Here is a 14,121-nt window from a genome sequence, read left to right as displayed (position 1 = left end):
ACGGAAGTTAAGCTCTCTAGCGCCGATGGTAGTTGGGACCTTGTCCCTGTGAGAGTAGGACGTCGCCAAGCAACTAAGCACGAGTCATTTGACTCGTGTTTTTTCGTGTTTTCTTTTATAATTCATAGTAATTAAAAAATGTGTTTAAATAATTATTATTTTGATTAAATACAGGGGAATGTGGCTAGGATAGTGAATAAGCAAAAGAGTTGCAAATTTTATTAATACGTATATAATTAAAGTCAAAGATAGTCAAAGTCAATAAAGGTGGCGGATAAATGAGAAATATATCTGATATCATTGAGCAATATCTAAAGCAAGTTATTGACTTAAGCAATAATAATGTGATTGAAATCAAAAGAAATGAGATTGCGGATCGATTCGAGTGCGTACCATCTCAAATCAATTATGTAATCAATACCCGTTTTACGTTAGAAAGAGGATTTGTAGTAGAAAGTAAACGTGGTGGAGGAGGTTACATTCGCATTATAAAAGTCAAATTGCATGACGATATAGACATGATCGATCAAATGCTTCATATGATTGATCATAGCGTTGCGCAAGGGAATGCAGAGAGTATGATTATACGTTTAATAGAAGAGGGAATCATAACAAATCGTGAAGCTAAACTTATGTTAAGTGTACTAGATCGTTCTGTATTATCAATGGATGTTCCTTCTCGAGATGAACTTAGGGCTCGAATATTATGCGCAATGTTAAGAACACTGAAATATAAATAAATATAGCTTTTGTAAAAGAATAATGACTAAGAGATAAGGCAGTTAAATATTGTAGAGGTTTTGAAAAAAGAACACGCACTTTTATTTAAACAAATAAAGGAAAGTGAACAATCTAGTAATGTATGAAAAGTACTATGAGATAGATCGTTCCTATTGTAAAGGTGGGGATAGTGATGACTTGTCAAAACTGTAATATAAGACCAGCAACTTTACATTATACAAAAGTAATCAACGAACAGAAGACGGAAGTTCATCTTTGTGAGCAATGTGCAGAACAAAGTGGCTATACGTCTTTCTTTCAATCACCGCAGTCTAACTTTTCATTCCATGATTTATTCGCTGGGTTATTACACGGTGAATCAACAATGTTTGAAGAAGGACAAAACGGGCTTTCGAATACAAGTATATTAAGGTGCCCAGATTGTAAGATGACATCTGAGCAATTTACAAAGGTGGGACGCTTTGGATGTGCTTCTTGTTACGATACATTTAAGGAACATTTAAAGCCATTATTAAAACGTCTGCACGGCGGACATACAGATCATTGTGGAAAAATTCCGGAACGTATAGAAGGAAATCTTCACTTAAAGAAAGAATTAGATGAACTAAAACTCATTCTGAAACAATACGTACAGAAAGAGGAGTTTGAGAAAGCTGCTGAAGTAAGGGATAAAATTCGAGGTCTTGAAAATCAGCTTAGTGAGCATAGAGAGGGGGAATAGTTCTATGTCACTGGACAAAATTATGAATGAAGCGATTAGTCCATGGATGAAGGGGGATGGCCCTGATTCTGATATTGTTTTAAGTAGTCGAATTCGTTTGGCTCGTAATTTTAAAAAATATCAATTCTCTACAATGCAAAACGAAGAAGAAGCTAGACAGATTCATGAATTATTTAAAAAGGAATTTATAAATAAAACGGTAGAACCTTTTGGAGAGTTTGAACTATTAAAAATGAATGAATTAACGCCTCTTCAAAGGAGAGTATTAGTTGAAAAGCATTTAATTAGTCCTAACCTTGCAGGCACAGAATGTGGAGCATGCCTATTGTCAGAAAGCGAACATATTAGTGTTATGCTTAATGAAGAAGACCACATTAGGATACAGTGCTTATTTTCAGGGTTGCAGTTATCAGAGGCCCTTCAAAGTGCCAATCAAATAGATAATTGGATAGAGGAAGAGGTTGAATATGCTTTTGATGAATCACTTGGATATATAACGAGCTGCCCTACTAACGTTGGTACAGGATTGAGGGCTTCCGTAATGATTCACTTACCGGGACTCGTTTTAACGAAAAGAATTAGCCGTATTATACAAGTAATTCAAAAATTAGGGTTAGTAGTAAGAGGAATATACGGTGAAGGTAGCGAAGCGTTAGGTAATATATTTCAAGTGTCAAATCAAATGACGCTAGGAAAATCTGAAGAAGATATTATTGCAGATTTAAAGAGTGTGATTCAACAAATTATACAGCAAGAAAAAATGGCTAGAGAATTAATTGTACAAAATTCAAGTATTGAGCTTGAAGATAAAGTTTATCGCTCTTATGGCATACTAGCAAACAGTCGGTTAATTCAATCTGCGGAAGCGGCCACTTGCTTATCAGATGTACGACTTGGTATTGATTTAGGATATATAAAAGGTGTATCGAGAAATATTTTGACTGAGCTAATGGTTCTTACACAACCAGGCATTTTACAACAATATGCAGGCGGACCTTTAGGACCAGAAGAAAGAGATTATCGAAGAGCAACCTTAATCCGTGAGCGATTACGTATTGAAAAAACTAAGCGCAAGTAGGAGGCGATTTCTATGATGTTTGGAAGATTTACAGAAAGAGCACAGAAAGTATTAGCTTTATCTCAAGAGGAAGCAATTCGTATTGGACATAATAATATTGGAACAGAACACATTTTACTTGGGCTGGTACGCGAAGGGGAAGGAATTGCAGCAAAAGCGTTAATTGCTCTTGGATTAAGTCCAGAGAAAGTTCAAAAAGAGGTAGAAGCGTTAATTGGACGCGGAACAGAAGCTTCTCAAACTGTACATTATACACCGCGTGCTAAAAAGGTTATTGAATTGTCTATGGATGAAGCTCGTAAATTAGGTCATTCTTACGTTGGAACAGAACATATCTTACTTGGTTTAATCCGTGAAGGTGAAGGGGTAGCAGCACGTGTTTTAAATAACTTAGGTGTTAGCCTAAATAAGGCAAGACAACAAGTATTGCAACTTCTTGGAAGTAATGAAGCAAGTTCAGGTCACCAAGGTGGTTCTTCAACAAATGCCAATACACCGACACTGGATAGCTTAGCACGCGATTTAACAGTTGTTGCACGTGAAAATCGTCTAGATCCTGTTATAGGGCGTGGCAAGGAAATTCAACGTGTAATTGAAGTTTTAAGCCGTAGAACAAAAAATAATCCTGTATTAATTGGAGAGCCTGGTGTGGGTAAAACGGCAATTGCAGAAGGATTAGCACAACAAATTGTAAATAATGAAGTTCCTGAAACATTAAGAGATAAGCGTGTTATGACACTAGATATGGGTACAGTGGTAGCTGGAACGAAATATCGTGGTGAATTTGAAGATCGTTTAAAGAAAGTTATGGATGAAATCCGTCAAGCTGGAAACATTATTCTATTTATTGATGAACTTCATACATTAATTGGTGCAGGTGGAGCAGAAGGTGCAATTGATGCATCGAACATTTTAAAACCATCTTTAGCACGCGGAGAGTTACAATGTATTGGGGCGACAACTTTAGATGAATATCGTAAATATATTGAAAAAGACGCGGCTTTAGAAAGACGTTTCCAACCAATTCACGTTGATGAGCCAAGTTTAGACGAATCAACTCAAATCTTGAAAGGTTTACGTGATCGTTACGAGGCACATCACCGTGTATCTATTACAGATGATGCAATTGATGCGGCTGTAAAGCTTTCAGACCGTTATATTACAGATCGTTTCTTACCAGATAAAGCAATTGATTTAATTGATGAAGCTGCTTCAAAGGTTCGCTTACGCTCTTATACAACACCACCAAATCTAAAAGAGCTTGAGGTAAAGCTTGAGGAAATTAGAAAAGAAAAAGATGCAGCTGTGCAAAGTCAAGAATTTGAAAAAGCTGCTTCCTTACGTGATATGGAACAGCGCTTACGTGAGAAATTAGAAGATACGAAGCGTCAATGGAAAGAGCAACAAGGAAAAGAAAACTCAGAAGTGACAGTAGAAGATATTGCAAATGTCGTTTCTACGTGGACTCGTATACCGGTTTCTAAACTTGCACAAACAGAGACTGATAAATTATTAAACTTAGAATCCATTCTTCACAACCGTGTTATTGGTCAAGATGAAGCGGTAGTAGCTGTAGCAAAAGCTGTTCGTCGTGCTAGAGCGGGATTGAAAGATCCGAAACGTCCGATTGGTTCATTTATTTTCTTAGGACCAACAGGTGTAGGTAAAACGGAACTAGCAAGAGCATTAGCAGAATCTATGTTCGGTGATGAGGATGCAATGATTCGCATCGATATGTCTGAGTACATGGAGAAGCATTCTACTTCTCGTTTAGTTGGATCTCCTCCAGGATATGTTGGGTATGAAGAAGGTGGACAATTAACAGAAAAGGTTCGCCGTAAGCCATATTCAGTTGTCCTATTAGATGAAGTAGAGAAAGCTCATCCTGATGTGTTTAACATTTTACTACAAGTATTAGAAGATGGTCGCTTAACGGATTCTAAAGGGCGTACAGTTGATTTCCGTAATACAATTGTTATTATGACATCTAACGTTGGTGCAGATGCGTTAAAACGTAATAAACATCTTGGATTTAACGTACAAGATGAGAGCCGCGATTATTCAGATATGAAAGGTAAAGTAATGGATGAACTGAAAAAGGCATTTCGTCCAGAATTCTTAAACCGTATTGATGAAATTATCGTGTTCCATATGCTTGAGAAAAAACATATTCAAGAGATTGTAACACTTATGGTGAATCAGTTAGTGAAGCGCTTAAAAGAGCAAGAGATTGAATTGCATTTAACAGAAGGAGCGATTTCAGCCATTGCTGATAAAGGATTTGACCGAGAATACGGTGCTCGTCCGCTTCGTAGAGCAATTCAGAAACATGTAGAAGATAGACTATCGGAAGAACTTTTAAAAGGTGCTATTGAGAAAGGACAAAAAGTTATCTTTGATGTTGAAGGGGAATCATTTGTCATTCATAGTGCTGAAAAGGTAAAATAAGTATAGACAAACTAAGAGGGCTACGAGATAGCCCTCTTTCTTGTACGAGAAGGATAAACTGTTTATAGATGAAAGTGAAGTGAAATATAAAACGATATGGCTAAAAAGAAAACAAAATTCACATGTCAAGAGTGTGGTTATCAGTCACCAAAATATATGGGAAAATGCCCTGGTTGTGGTCAATGGAATACGCTTGTTGAAGAGATGGAACCGGTTGTATCATCAAGACGCCTTAATTATGCCAATGCAATTCAATCGGAAGTAACAAAACCAAGACGCCTAACAGAAGTAGAAACAAAATCTGAGGCACGTATTGAAACGAAATTCCAAGAGTTTAACCGTGTACTTGGTGGTGGGATTGTAGATGGATCCTTAGTACTTATTGGTGGAGACCCTGGGATTGGGAAATCAACATTGTTATTACAAATTTCATCGCAATTAGCAGATTCTTCATATGATGTACTATACATATCAGGTGAGGAGTCAGCAAAGCAGATTAAACTTCGTGCAGATCGTTTGCATGTAAAGGGTAGTAATCTATTTGTTGTAGCAGAAACTGATCTACAGCGAATTGCAGCGCACATTGAAGAGATGAATCCAGCTTTTGTTGTTATTGACTCTATTCAAACGATACATTTACCTGAAGTGACGTCAGCCCCAGGAAGTGTAGCGCAAGTACGTGAATGTACAGCGGAATTAATGAAACTTGCAAAAACGAAAGGAATTCCTATTTTTATCGTCGGACATGTAACAAAAGAGGGGGCAATTGCAGGACCTCGTATGTTAGAACATATGGTCGATGCAGTTCTTTACTTTGAAGGAGATCGTCATCATACATATCGTATTTTACGAGCTGTGAAGAATCGTTTTGGTTCCACGAATGAAATGGGTATTTTTGAAATGAAAGAGCTTGGTCTTGCGGAAGTCTTAAACCCTTCTGAAATTTTTCTTGAGGAAAGACCCGTTGGAGTCGCAGGATCAACAGTAGTTGCCTCAATGGAAGGAACAAGACCGGTTTTAGTAGAAATACAAGCATTAATCTCCCCTACTAGTTTTGGAAACCCTCGAAGAATGGCGACGGGAATTGATCATAACCGTGTATCGCTTATTATGGCAGTGCTAGAAAAAAGAACAGGTTTATTATTGCAAAACCAAGACGCATATTTAAAAGTAGCAGGTGGTTTGAAATTAGATGAACCAGCAATTGATTTAGCTGTGGCTTTAAGTATTGCTTCAAGTTTTAGAGATAAACCTACGACACCAACTGATGCAGTAATAGGAGAAGTAGGATTAACTGGAGAAATAAGAAGAGTATCAAGAATTGAACAACGTGTACAAGAAGCAGCTAAATTAGGATTTCAACGTGCTATTATTCCTAGAAAAAATTTGGGGGGATGGACAATTCCGGATGGGATTGAGGTAGTAGGTGTATCTAATTTAGGGGAAGCGCTTCGTTTGACATTAGGAGGCTAGGCTATGGAAGAAAACAAGCAACGTGTCAAAAGTATGATTAATATTTTACAGCTTGTGGCCCCAGGAACACCACTGCGCGAAGGGATAGATAATGTGCTTCGCGCACAAACAGGGGGACTAATTGTTCTTGGGTATAATGAACAAATTAAAAGTATTGTTGATGGGGGATTTCACATTAATTGTGCATTCTCTCCTGCTAGTTTATACGAATTAGCAAAAATGGATGGGGCACTTATTTTAAATGAAACTGGAAGTAAAATTTTAATTGCAAATGCACAGTTAGTTCCAGAGGCATCTATTGATTCTATTGAAACAGGTATGCGCCACCGGACGGCAGAGCGTGTAGCAAAGCAGACAGGTAGTCTTGTTGTGGCTATTTCACAAAGACGTAACGTAATTACACTATATCAAGGGAATTTACGTTATACACTAAAGGATATAGGTGTTATTTTAACAAAGGCAAACCAAGCTATTCAAACGTTAGAAAAATATAAGGCTGTATGGAATGATGGTATTACGAATTTGGGCATTCTAGAATTTGAAGAAGTCGTTACAATGTCCGAGGTGGTTCATGTGTTACATAGTGTTGAAATGGTACTGCGTATAAAAAATGAAATATTGAGCTATATTCATGAGCTAGGAACAGAAGGTAGGTTAATTCGTTTACAACTTACAGAACTACTAGCTGATTTAGAGGCAGAGGCAGCGTTATTAATTAAAGATTATTATCAAGAAAAAACACAAGACCATCATCAAATTTTGAAAAAGTTACAAGATCTTGCGAATACACAACTTCTAGAGGATAGCGATTTAGTTAAATTGCTTGGCTACCCAGGACAAATGAGTTTAGAAGAAAGTGTGACGCCGAGAGGATACCGAATTACAAGCAAAATTTCGCGCGTTCCGCCACTTATCATTGAAAATTTAATTAATCGATTTAAGACCTTGCAAGGTGTTTGTCGAGCAACTATTAATGAATTGGATGATGTGGAAGGAATTGGAGAAGTCAGGGCGAAGAAAATACGAGAAGGCCTAAAAAGAATCCAAGAGCATCTCTATATGAGTAGACACAATTAAGAATATTACATTGATTCTATAATATAACGACACTAGAACATTTTTGGTATATGATATGGTATATTGGTAAATAAAACTATTTATAAAAAAACACGTCCGCTTTTGCATTCGGCGTTTTGATTAGCGAAACAATGGTTAATAATGAGTAGGAGGTGGTTGGATGTTAAAACGGATTGTACAGCTCTTCTTTCTAGTAATTGGCGGAGCGTTAGGGATTTACTTAATCCCAAAAGTTATTAATGTATTAGACATGGGTGCTGTTCCTTTATTGGAAGGATCGTATGTTCGTGCAATTATTGGTGCAATTATTTTATTTTTAACAACATTTTGGCTTGTAGATTATATTGTTCAACTTATTAAGCATATTGAAGAGGCTCTTGTAAAGGCGCCTGTAGCGGATGTTTTGTTTGGTACATTAGGGTTAATCTCGGGTCTTATTGTTGCATATTTAATTTTAATACCAATTCGTGAATTTACAATTCCAGTTATTAGTACAGTGTTGCAAGTGTTCTTTACTCTTTTACTTGGATATTTAGGATTCCAAGTAGGGTTTAAAAAGAGGAATGAATTGCTAGGATTATTTACATTACCACAACGTGGGAAGAAGAAAAATAATAATAGTGAGAATGAAGAAACTGAGGTAGAAGAATCTACAACTCATTGGAAAATTCTCGATACGAGTGTAATTATCGATGGGCGTATTGCTGATATTTGCCAAACAAAGTTTTTAGAAGGAACAATTGTGATTCCACAATTCGTGTTAGAAGAACTTCAGCACATTGCCGATTCTTCTGATGCTTTAAAGCGTAATCGTGGTCGCAGAGGATTAGATATTTTAAATCGTATTCAAAAAGAGATGCCGATTCCGGTAGAAATTTATGAAGGCGATTTCGATGATATTCAAGAAGTGGATAGCAAACTTGTAAAGTTGGCGAAAATCACTGGTGGAACGGTAGTAACGAATGATTTCAACTTAAACAAAGTTTCTGAATTACAAGGGGTAACGGTGTTAAATATTAACGATTTAGCTAATGCAATTAAACCTGTTGTACTCCCAGGTGAAGAACTGAGTGTTTATGTTGTCAAAGATGGAAAAGAACAAAATCAAGGTGTTGCATATTTAGATGATGGCACGATGATTGTAGTAGAAGATGGTAGAGAATATGTAGGTTCACAACTCAATGTGCTTGTTACGAGTGTGTTACAAACATCGGCTGGGCGTATGATTTTCGCCAAACGTAAATTATTAGAAAAAGCATTATAAGTAGAGGATTATTAATATGTATACATTAATTATTCCAGCAGCTGGTCAAGGTAAGCGGATGGGTGCTGGTAAAAACAAGTTGTTCTTACTTATTAATGAAGTACCGATTATTGTGCATACGTTACGTGCTTTTGAAAAAGATAAAGCATGCAAAAGTATTATTATGGCAATTAACGAAGAAGAACGTCCGTATTTTGAAGAATTAATGCAGAAGTATCCGATTGAAAAGCCAGTACGATTTATTCAGGGCGGAGCCGAAAGACAAGATAGTGTATATAACGCCATTCAGTATACTAGTGATGTTGAGTATGTTCTTGTACATGACGGCGCGCGTCCATTTGTAACGAATAAAGTGATTCAAGATGTATTAACTGCAGCGGAAAAATATGGAGCGTCCATTTGTGCGGTACCAGTGAAAGATACAGTTAAGAAAATAGAGCAGGGTATCGTTGTCGAAACGGTAGAAAGATCTCAGCTTAAAGCTGTACAAACACCACAAGGGTTCGCTGTTTCTCTTTTGTTAGAAGCTCACAGAAGTGCAAAACAGGGTTGTTTCCTTGGTACAGATGATGCAAGCCTCGTAGAACGTATCGGGAAGCAAGTAGGTGTAGTAGAGGGGAGTTACTATAATATTAAAGTGACGACTCCAGAGGATTTGTTAATTGCTGAAAGTTTCCTTCATGTTCAAAAGAAATGACAGTGATGATTATAGCGAAGAAAAGCTCGGCAACAGCCGGGCTTTTCTTTATAAGGATAGCGATATAATATAGAATCATAAAGCTCTGTAGTTTAGCCTGAGGAGGATGTAAAAAATGTTTCGAATTGGACAAGGTTTTGATGTGCATGAATTTGCGGAAGGTAGACCGTTAATTATTGGTGGAATTACAATTCCTCATGAGAAAGGATTAATTGGTCATTCAGATGCAGACGTATTGTTACATACGATTGCGGACGCATGTTTAGGTGCAATTGCAGCTGGGGATATTGGAAAGCATTTCCCTGATACAGATCCTGCCTTTAAAGATGCTGATTCAGCTGTATTGCTGCAAAAGGTTTGGGAATTTGTACGTGAACAAGGTTACGAGTTAGGAAATCTAGATTGTACAATTATTGCTCAAAAGCCAAAGATGGCACCACATATTGAAAGTATGCGTAAACGTATTAGTGAACTATTAGAAACGTCTATTGATACTATCAATGTAAAGGCAACAACAACAGAAAAATTAGGATTTACAGGTAGAGAAGAAGGAATTGCTTCTCAAGCAGTTGTTTTATTACAGAAAAAATAATGGTTTTTAATTCGTAAGATGGATAATCACATTTTTTTGGTGTACAATTATAGAATGTGTTGACATTAAGAATGGAAGGTGTACCAATTATGGAAAAGCAAGTGAGAGTGCGCTATGCGCCAAGTCCAACAGGACACTTACATATCGGAAATGCGCGTACGGCATTATTTAATTATTTATTTGCTCGTCATCAAGATGGTAAGTTTATTATTCGTATTGAAGATACTGATGTGAAACGTAATGTTGCTGGTGGAGAAGAAAGCCAATTAAAATACTTGAAATGGCTCGGTATGGACTGGGATGAAGGTGTTGATGTTGGTGGTGAATTTGGACCATATCGTCAAACAGAGCGTTTAGATATTTATAAAAAATTATATGTAGATTTATTAGAGCGTGGTTTAGCTTACAAATGTTATATGACAGAAGAAGAGCTAGAAGCAGAGCGTGAAGGTCAAATCACTCGTGGTGAAACACCGCGTTATGCTGGAAACCACCGTGATTTAACTGAGGAGCAAATGAAGGGATTTGAGGCTGAAGGCCGCATTCCGAGTATTCGTTTCCGTGTACCGGTTGATCGCGATTACACGTTTAAAGATATCGTAAAAGATGAGGTTGCATTCCATTCAAATGATTTCGGTGATTTCGTTATCGTGAAAAAAGATGGAATTCCAACTTATAACTTTGCGGTAGCAGTAGATGATCACTTAATGGAGATTACACATGTACTTCGTGGTGATGATCATATTTCAAATACGCCAAAACAAATGATGATTTACGAAGCTTTCGGTTGGGATATTCCGCAATTTGGTCATATGACTTTAATTGTAAACGAAAGCCGTAAAAAGTTAAGTAAGCGTGATGAATCTATTATTCAATTTATTGAGCAATATAAAGAGCTTGGATATCTTCCAGAAGCAATCTTTAACTTTATTGCACTACTAGGTTGGTCGCCAGTAGGAGAAGAAGAAATCTTCTCTCAAGAAGAGTTTATCAAAATGTTCGATGCAGCTCGTTTATCAAAATCACCTGCATTATTTGATTCTCAAAAATTAAAATGGATGAACAACCAATATATGAAAAAGCAAGATTTAGATACGGTGGTAGAATTAAGCTTACCGCATCTAGTGAAAGCTGGACGTATAGGTGAAACTTTAAGCGAGAAAGAGCAAGCTTGGATTCGTGATGTAATTGCGTTATATCATGAACAAATGAGTTTTGGAGCTGAAATTGTAGAGCTTTCTGAAATGTTCTTCAAAGATCATGTTGATCATGAAGAAGAGGGACAAGAAGTATTAAAAGGTGAACAAGTACCAGAAGTACTTCGTGCGTTTGCTGGTCAAATAGAAGCACTAGAAGCGATGGAGCCAGCAGCGATTAAGGCGGCTATTAAAGCAGTCCAAAAGGAAACAGGTCATAAAGGTAAAAACTTATTTATGCCAATCCGTGTTGCAACTACTGGTCAAACACATGGCCCAGAGCTTCCTAATGCTATTGCACTTCTTGGAAAAGAAAAAGTTTTAAATCGTCTTCAAAAAGTAATTGGTTAACATTTTCTAGGTTTAGAAATATAATAAGTATACTTAAAACCTAATAAGGAAAAGCGACGAGAAGGAGAAGTAGAAAATCAGGCTTTTTACAGAGAGAACCACCTTTAGGCTGGAAGTGGTTTATAAGCGGATTTTTGAAATGCCCCTTCGAGTCTTCTGCTGAACAGCGAATTGTTTTGTGAAACGTCTTAGGGCGTAAAGTAAGCAGAAGCGGTGTACACCGTTATCAGAGATGAGTTTGAGGCTTTTTTAGCCTAAACAGAGTGGAACCGCGCTTATAAGGCGTCTCTGTCAATATGACAGAGGCGTCTTTTTTATACCGTAAAAATGGGTATGAGTATAAGTTTTATCTCTGTGTATAAAGATTTAGGGGGATAAGTAGGGAGTTAAGGGAGTTAGTTCACTCGAAAAAGCAGCCCATAAAGGGGAGGGAACGTCGATGTTTAGGAGGCTTCGGGAAGATATTGAAGTCGTTTTTGAACAGGATCCAGCGGCAAGAAGTTATTTCGAAGTCATTTTGACTTACTCTGGATTACATGCAGTTTGGGCCCATCGAATTGCACATGCTTTTTATAAAAAGAATTTCTTCTTTATTGCACGTTGGATCTCACAAGTTAGTCGTTTCTTTACTGGTATTGAGATTCATCCAGGAGCAACAATTGGTCGTCGTTTTTTCATAGACCATGGAATGGGAGTTGTAATTGGAGAGACGTGCGAAATTGGTGATAATGTAACGATCTATCAAGGTGTTACATTAGGTGGTACGGGTAAAGAAAAGGGGAAGAGGCACCCTACAATTCAGGATAATGTATTAATTGCAACAGGTGCTAAAGTACTAGGTTCTATTACAGTCGGAGAGAATTCTAAAATTGGAGCAGGGTCTGTCGTATTAAAAGAAGTCCCTGCACATTCTACAGTTGTAGGTATACCTGGCCGAGTCGTTATTCAAAATGGAGTGAAGATCGGTCAAGAATTAAATCATTCTGACCTTCCAGACCCAATTTTTGATAAGTTAAAGATCATGGAAGTAGAACTTGATAAATTGAAAAAACAACTTGAAGTAAAGGTAGAAAGGAAGGATAAAAATGACTATTCACATTTATAATACGTTAACGCGTCAAAAGGAAGAGTTTACTCCATTAGAAGAAAATAAGGTAAAGATGTATGTGTGTGGACCTACAGTTTATAACTATATTCACATTGGGAATGCAAGACCACCCATGGTATTTGATACAGTACGCCGTTATTTAGAATATAAAGGGTATGATGTGCAGTATGTATCTAACTTTACTGACGTAGATGATAAATTAATTAAAGCAGCAAATGAATTAGGTGAAGATGTGCCGACAATTGCGGACCGTTTCGTCGAAGCGTATTTTGAAGATGTAACGGCACTAGGTTGCAAACATGCAACAGTTCATCCGCGTGTAACGGAAAATATGGATATCATTATTGAATTTATTCAAGAACTTGTGAATAAAGGATATGCATATGAATCAGAAGGTGATGTGTACTTTAGAACGAAGGAGTTTGAAGGATACGGTAAATTATCGCATCAACCAATCGCAGACTTACGTCATGGTGCGCGCATTGAAGTAGGAGAAAAGAAACAAGACCCTCTTGATTTTGCTTTATGGAAAGCTGCGAAAGAAGGAGAAATCTTCTGGGAAAGCCCTTGGGGGAAAGGTCGTCCAGGCTGGCATATTGAATGCTCGGCAATGGCGCGTAAATACTTAGGAGATACAATCGATATTCATGCTGGTGGTCAAGACTTGGCATTTCCTCATCATGAGAATGAAATTGCGCAGTCTGAGGCGTTAACAGGAAAAACATTTGCACGTTATTGGATGCACAATGGATATATTAATATTAATAATGAGAAGATGTCTAAGTCACTGGGGAACTTCATTTTAGTTCACGATATCATTAAGCAATATGATCCACAGTTAATTAGATTCTTTATGCTATCGGTACATTACCGTCACCCAATTAATTTCAGTGAAGATTTATTACAAAGCACAAATAACGGACTGGAAAGAATTAAAACGGCTTACGGTAACTTAAAACACCGTATGGAAAGTAGTACTGAGTTAACAGATCATAATGAGAAATGGTTAGCGGAACTGGGAAAATTCCAGACTGCATTTGAAGAAGCGATGAATGATGACTTCAACACTGCTAATGCAATCACTGAGTTATATAATGTAGCAAATCATGCAAATCAATATTTACTGGAAGAACATACGTCTACAGTTGTAATTGAAGCATACGTAAAACAACTTGAAACATTATTTGATATTTTAGGGTTAGAATTAGCGCAAGAAGAGTTGCTTGATGAAGAAATTGAGGTGCTTATTCAAAAACGCATTGAAGCTCGTAAAAATCGTGATTTTGCATTATCAGATCAAATTCGCGATGATTTAAAAGACCGTAATATTATTTTAGAAGATACCGCTCAAGGTACAAGATGGAAAAGAGGATAA

The 14,121-nt window shown here is 37.1% G+C and carries 12 protein-coding genes and 1 other annotated feature; all 12 genes read left to right on the top strand.

The genetic code is table 11. From position 1 onward, the window contains the following. Positions 1-278 precede the first annotated feature (278 nt). Positions 279-740, top strand: a complete 462-nt coding sequence (gene ctsR, locus F8162_RS08615; RefSeq protein ID WP_151630219.1) for a transcriptional regulator CtsR — start codon at positions 279-281, stop codon at positions 738-740. Positions 741-913: 173 nt separating this feature from the next. Further along, the gene (locus tag F8162_RS08610) at positions 914-1,462 is read left to right on the top strand and encodes a UvrB/UvrC motif-containing protein (RefSeq protein WP_000128406.1); all 549 of its coding nucleotides are present in this window, start codon (positions 914-916) and stop codon (positions 1,460-1,462) included. Between the two features lie 4 nt (positions 1,463-1,466). Further along, positions 1,467-2,540, top strand: a complete 1,074-nt coding sequence (locus F8162_RS08605) for a protein arginine kinase (RefSeq protein ID WP_151630220.1) — start codon at positions 1,467-1,469, stop codon at positions 2,538-2,540. 12 nt (positions 2,541-2,552) lie between these two features. Continuing rightward, complete coding sequence (gene clpC, locus F8162_RS08600; protein ID WP_000971181.1) at positions 2,553-4,988, top strand: ATP-dependent protease ATP-binding subunit ClpC; 2,436 nt, start codon at positions 2,553-2,555, stop codon at positions 4,986-4,988. A gap of 96 nt (positions 4,989-5,084) precedes the next feature. Further along, positions 5,085-6,461, top strand: coding sequence for a DNA repair protein RadA (gene radA, locus F8162_RS08595; protein ID WP_001085204.1), 1,377 nt, complete (start codon positions 5,085-5,087; stop codon positions 6,459-6,461). A gap of 3 nt (positions 6,462-6,464) precedes the next feature. After that, the gene (gene disA / locus F8162_RS08590; RefSeq protein ID WP_000392165.1) at positions 6,465-7,538 is read left to right on the top strand and encodes a DNA integrity scanning diadenylate cyclase DisA; all 1,074 of its coding nucleotides are present in this window, start codon (positions 6,465-6,467) and stop codon (positions 7,536-7,538) included. A 160-nt stretch (positions 7,539-7,698) separates the two neighbouring features. Further along, positions 7,699-8,802, top strand: a complete 1,104-nt coding sequence (locus tag F8162_RS08585; protein WP_000919687.1) for a PIN/TRAM domain-containing protein — start codon at positions 7,699-7,701, stop codon at positions 8,800-8,802. A 16-nt stretch (positions 8,803-8,818) separates the two neighbouring features. Beyond that, on the top strand, positions 8,819-9,499 hold the full coding sequence (gene ispD, locus F8162_RS08580) for a 2-C-methyl-D-erythritol 4-phosphate cytidylyltransferase (RefSeq protein WP_151630221.1): 681 nt from the start codon (positions 8,819-8,821) through the stop codon (positions 9,497-9,499). A 115-nt stretch (positions 9,500-9,614) separates the two neighbouring features. Then, entirely contained in the window at positions 9,615-10,091 is a 477-nt protein-coding gene (gene ispF / locus F8162_RS08575; protein WP_151630222.1) for a 2-C-methyl-D-erythritol 2,4-cyclodiphosphate synthase, read from the top strand. Positions 10,092-10,180: 89 nt separating this feature from the next. Then, positions 10,181-11,638 (top strand): glutamate--tRNA ligase, encoded by a 1,458-nt coding sequence (gltX, locus tag F8162_RS08570; protein ID WP_151630223.1) that lies wholly within the window; start codon positions 10,181-10,183, stop codon positions 11,636-11,638. A 47-nt stretch (positions 11,639-11,685) separates the two neighbouring features. Beyond that, positions 11,686-11,931, top strand: a binding site (T-box leader). A 146-nt stretch (positions 11,932-12,077) separates the two neighbouring features. Continuing rightward, complete coding sequence (cysE, locus tag F8162_RS08565; protein WP_151630224.1) at positions 12,078-12,743, top strand: serine O-acetyltransferase; 666 nt, start codon at positions 12,078-12,080, stop codon at positions 12,741-12,743. Further along, the gene (gene cysS, locus F8162_RS08560; protein ID WP_151630225.1) at positions 12,724-14,121 is read left to right on the top strand and encodes a cysteine--tRNA ligase; all 1,398 of its coding nucleotides are present in this window, start codon (positions 12,724-12,726) and stop codon (positions 14,119-14,121) included. Before cysE ends, cysS begins: the two co-directional genes overlap by 20 nt.

Origin of the sequence: Bacillus sp. CH140a_4T (assembly GCF_008923725.1) — a bacterium.
GTDB lineage: Bacteria > Bacillota > Bacilli > Bacillales > Bacillaceae_G > Bacillus_A.
The sequence above is the reverse complement of the archived record's forward strand: the minus strand, read 5'-3'. Positions and strand labels throughout refer to the sequence as shown.

Coding starts and splice junctions, on each gene's coding strand:
- ctsR (WP_151630219.1), top strand. CDS start 279: ATGAGAAATATATCTGATATCATTGAGCAATATCTAAAGCAAGTTATT.
- F8162_RS08610 (WP_000128406.1), top strand. CDS start 914: ATGACTTGTCAAAACTGTAATATAAGACCAGCAACTTTACATTATACA.
- F8162_RS08605 (WP_151630220.1), top strand. CDS start 1,467: ATGTCACTGGACAAAATTATGAATGAAGCGATTAGTCCATGGATGAAG.
- clpC (WP_000971181.1), top strand. CDS start 2,553: ATGATGTTTGGAAGATTTACAGAAAGAGCACAGAAAGTATTAGCTTTA.
- radA (WP_001085204.1), top strand. CDS start 5,085: ATGGCTAAAAAGAAAACAAAATTCACATGTCAAGAGTGTGGTTATCAG.
- disA (WP_000392165.1), top strand. CDS start 6,465: ATGGAAGAAAACAAGCAACGTGTCAAAAGTATGATTAATATTTTACAG.
- F8162_RS08585 (WP_000919687.1), top strand. CDS start 7,699: ATGTTAAAACGGATTGTACAGCTCTTCTTTCTAGTAATTGGCGGAGCG.
- ispD (WP_151630221.1), top strand. CDS start 8,819: ATGTATACATTAATTATTCCAGCAGCTGGTCAAGGTAAGCGGATGGGT.
- ispF (WP_151630222.1), top strand. CDS start 9,615: ATGTTTCGAATTGGACAAGGTTTTGATGTGCATGAATTTGCGGAAGGT.
- gltX (WP_151630223.1), top strand. CDS start 10,181: ATGGAAAAGCAAGTGAGAGTGCGCTATGCGCCAAGTCCAACAGGACAC.
- cysE (WP_151630224.1), top strand. CDS start 12,078: ATGTTTAGGAGGCTTCGGGAAGATATTGAAGTCGTTTTTGAACAGGAT.
- cysS (WP_151630225.1), top strand. CDS start 12,724: ATGACTATTCACATTTATAATACGTTAACGCGTCAAAAGGAAGAGTTT.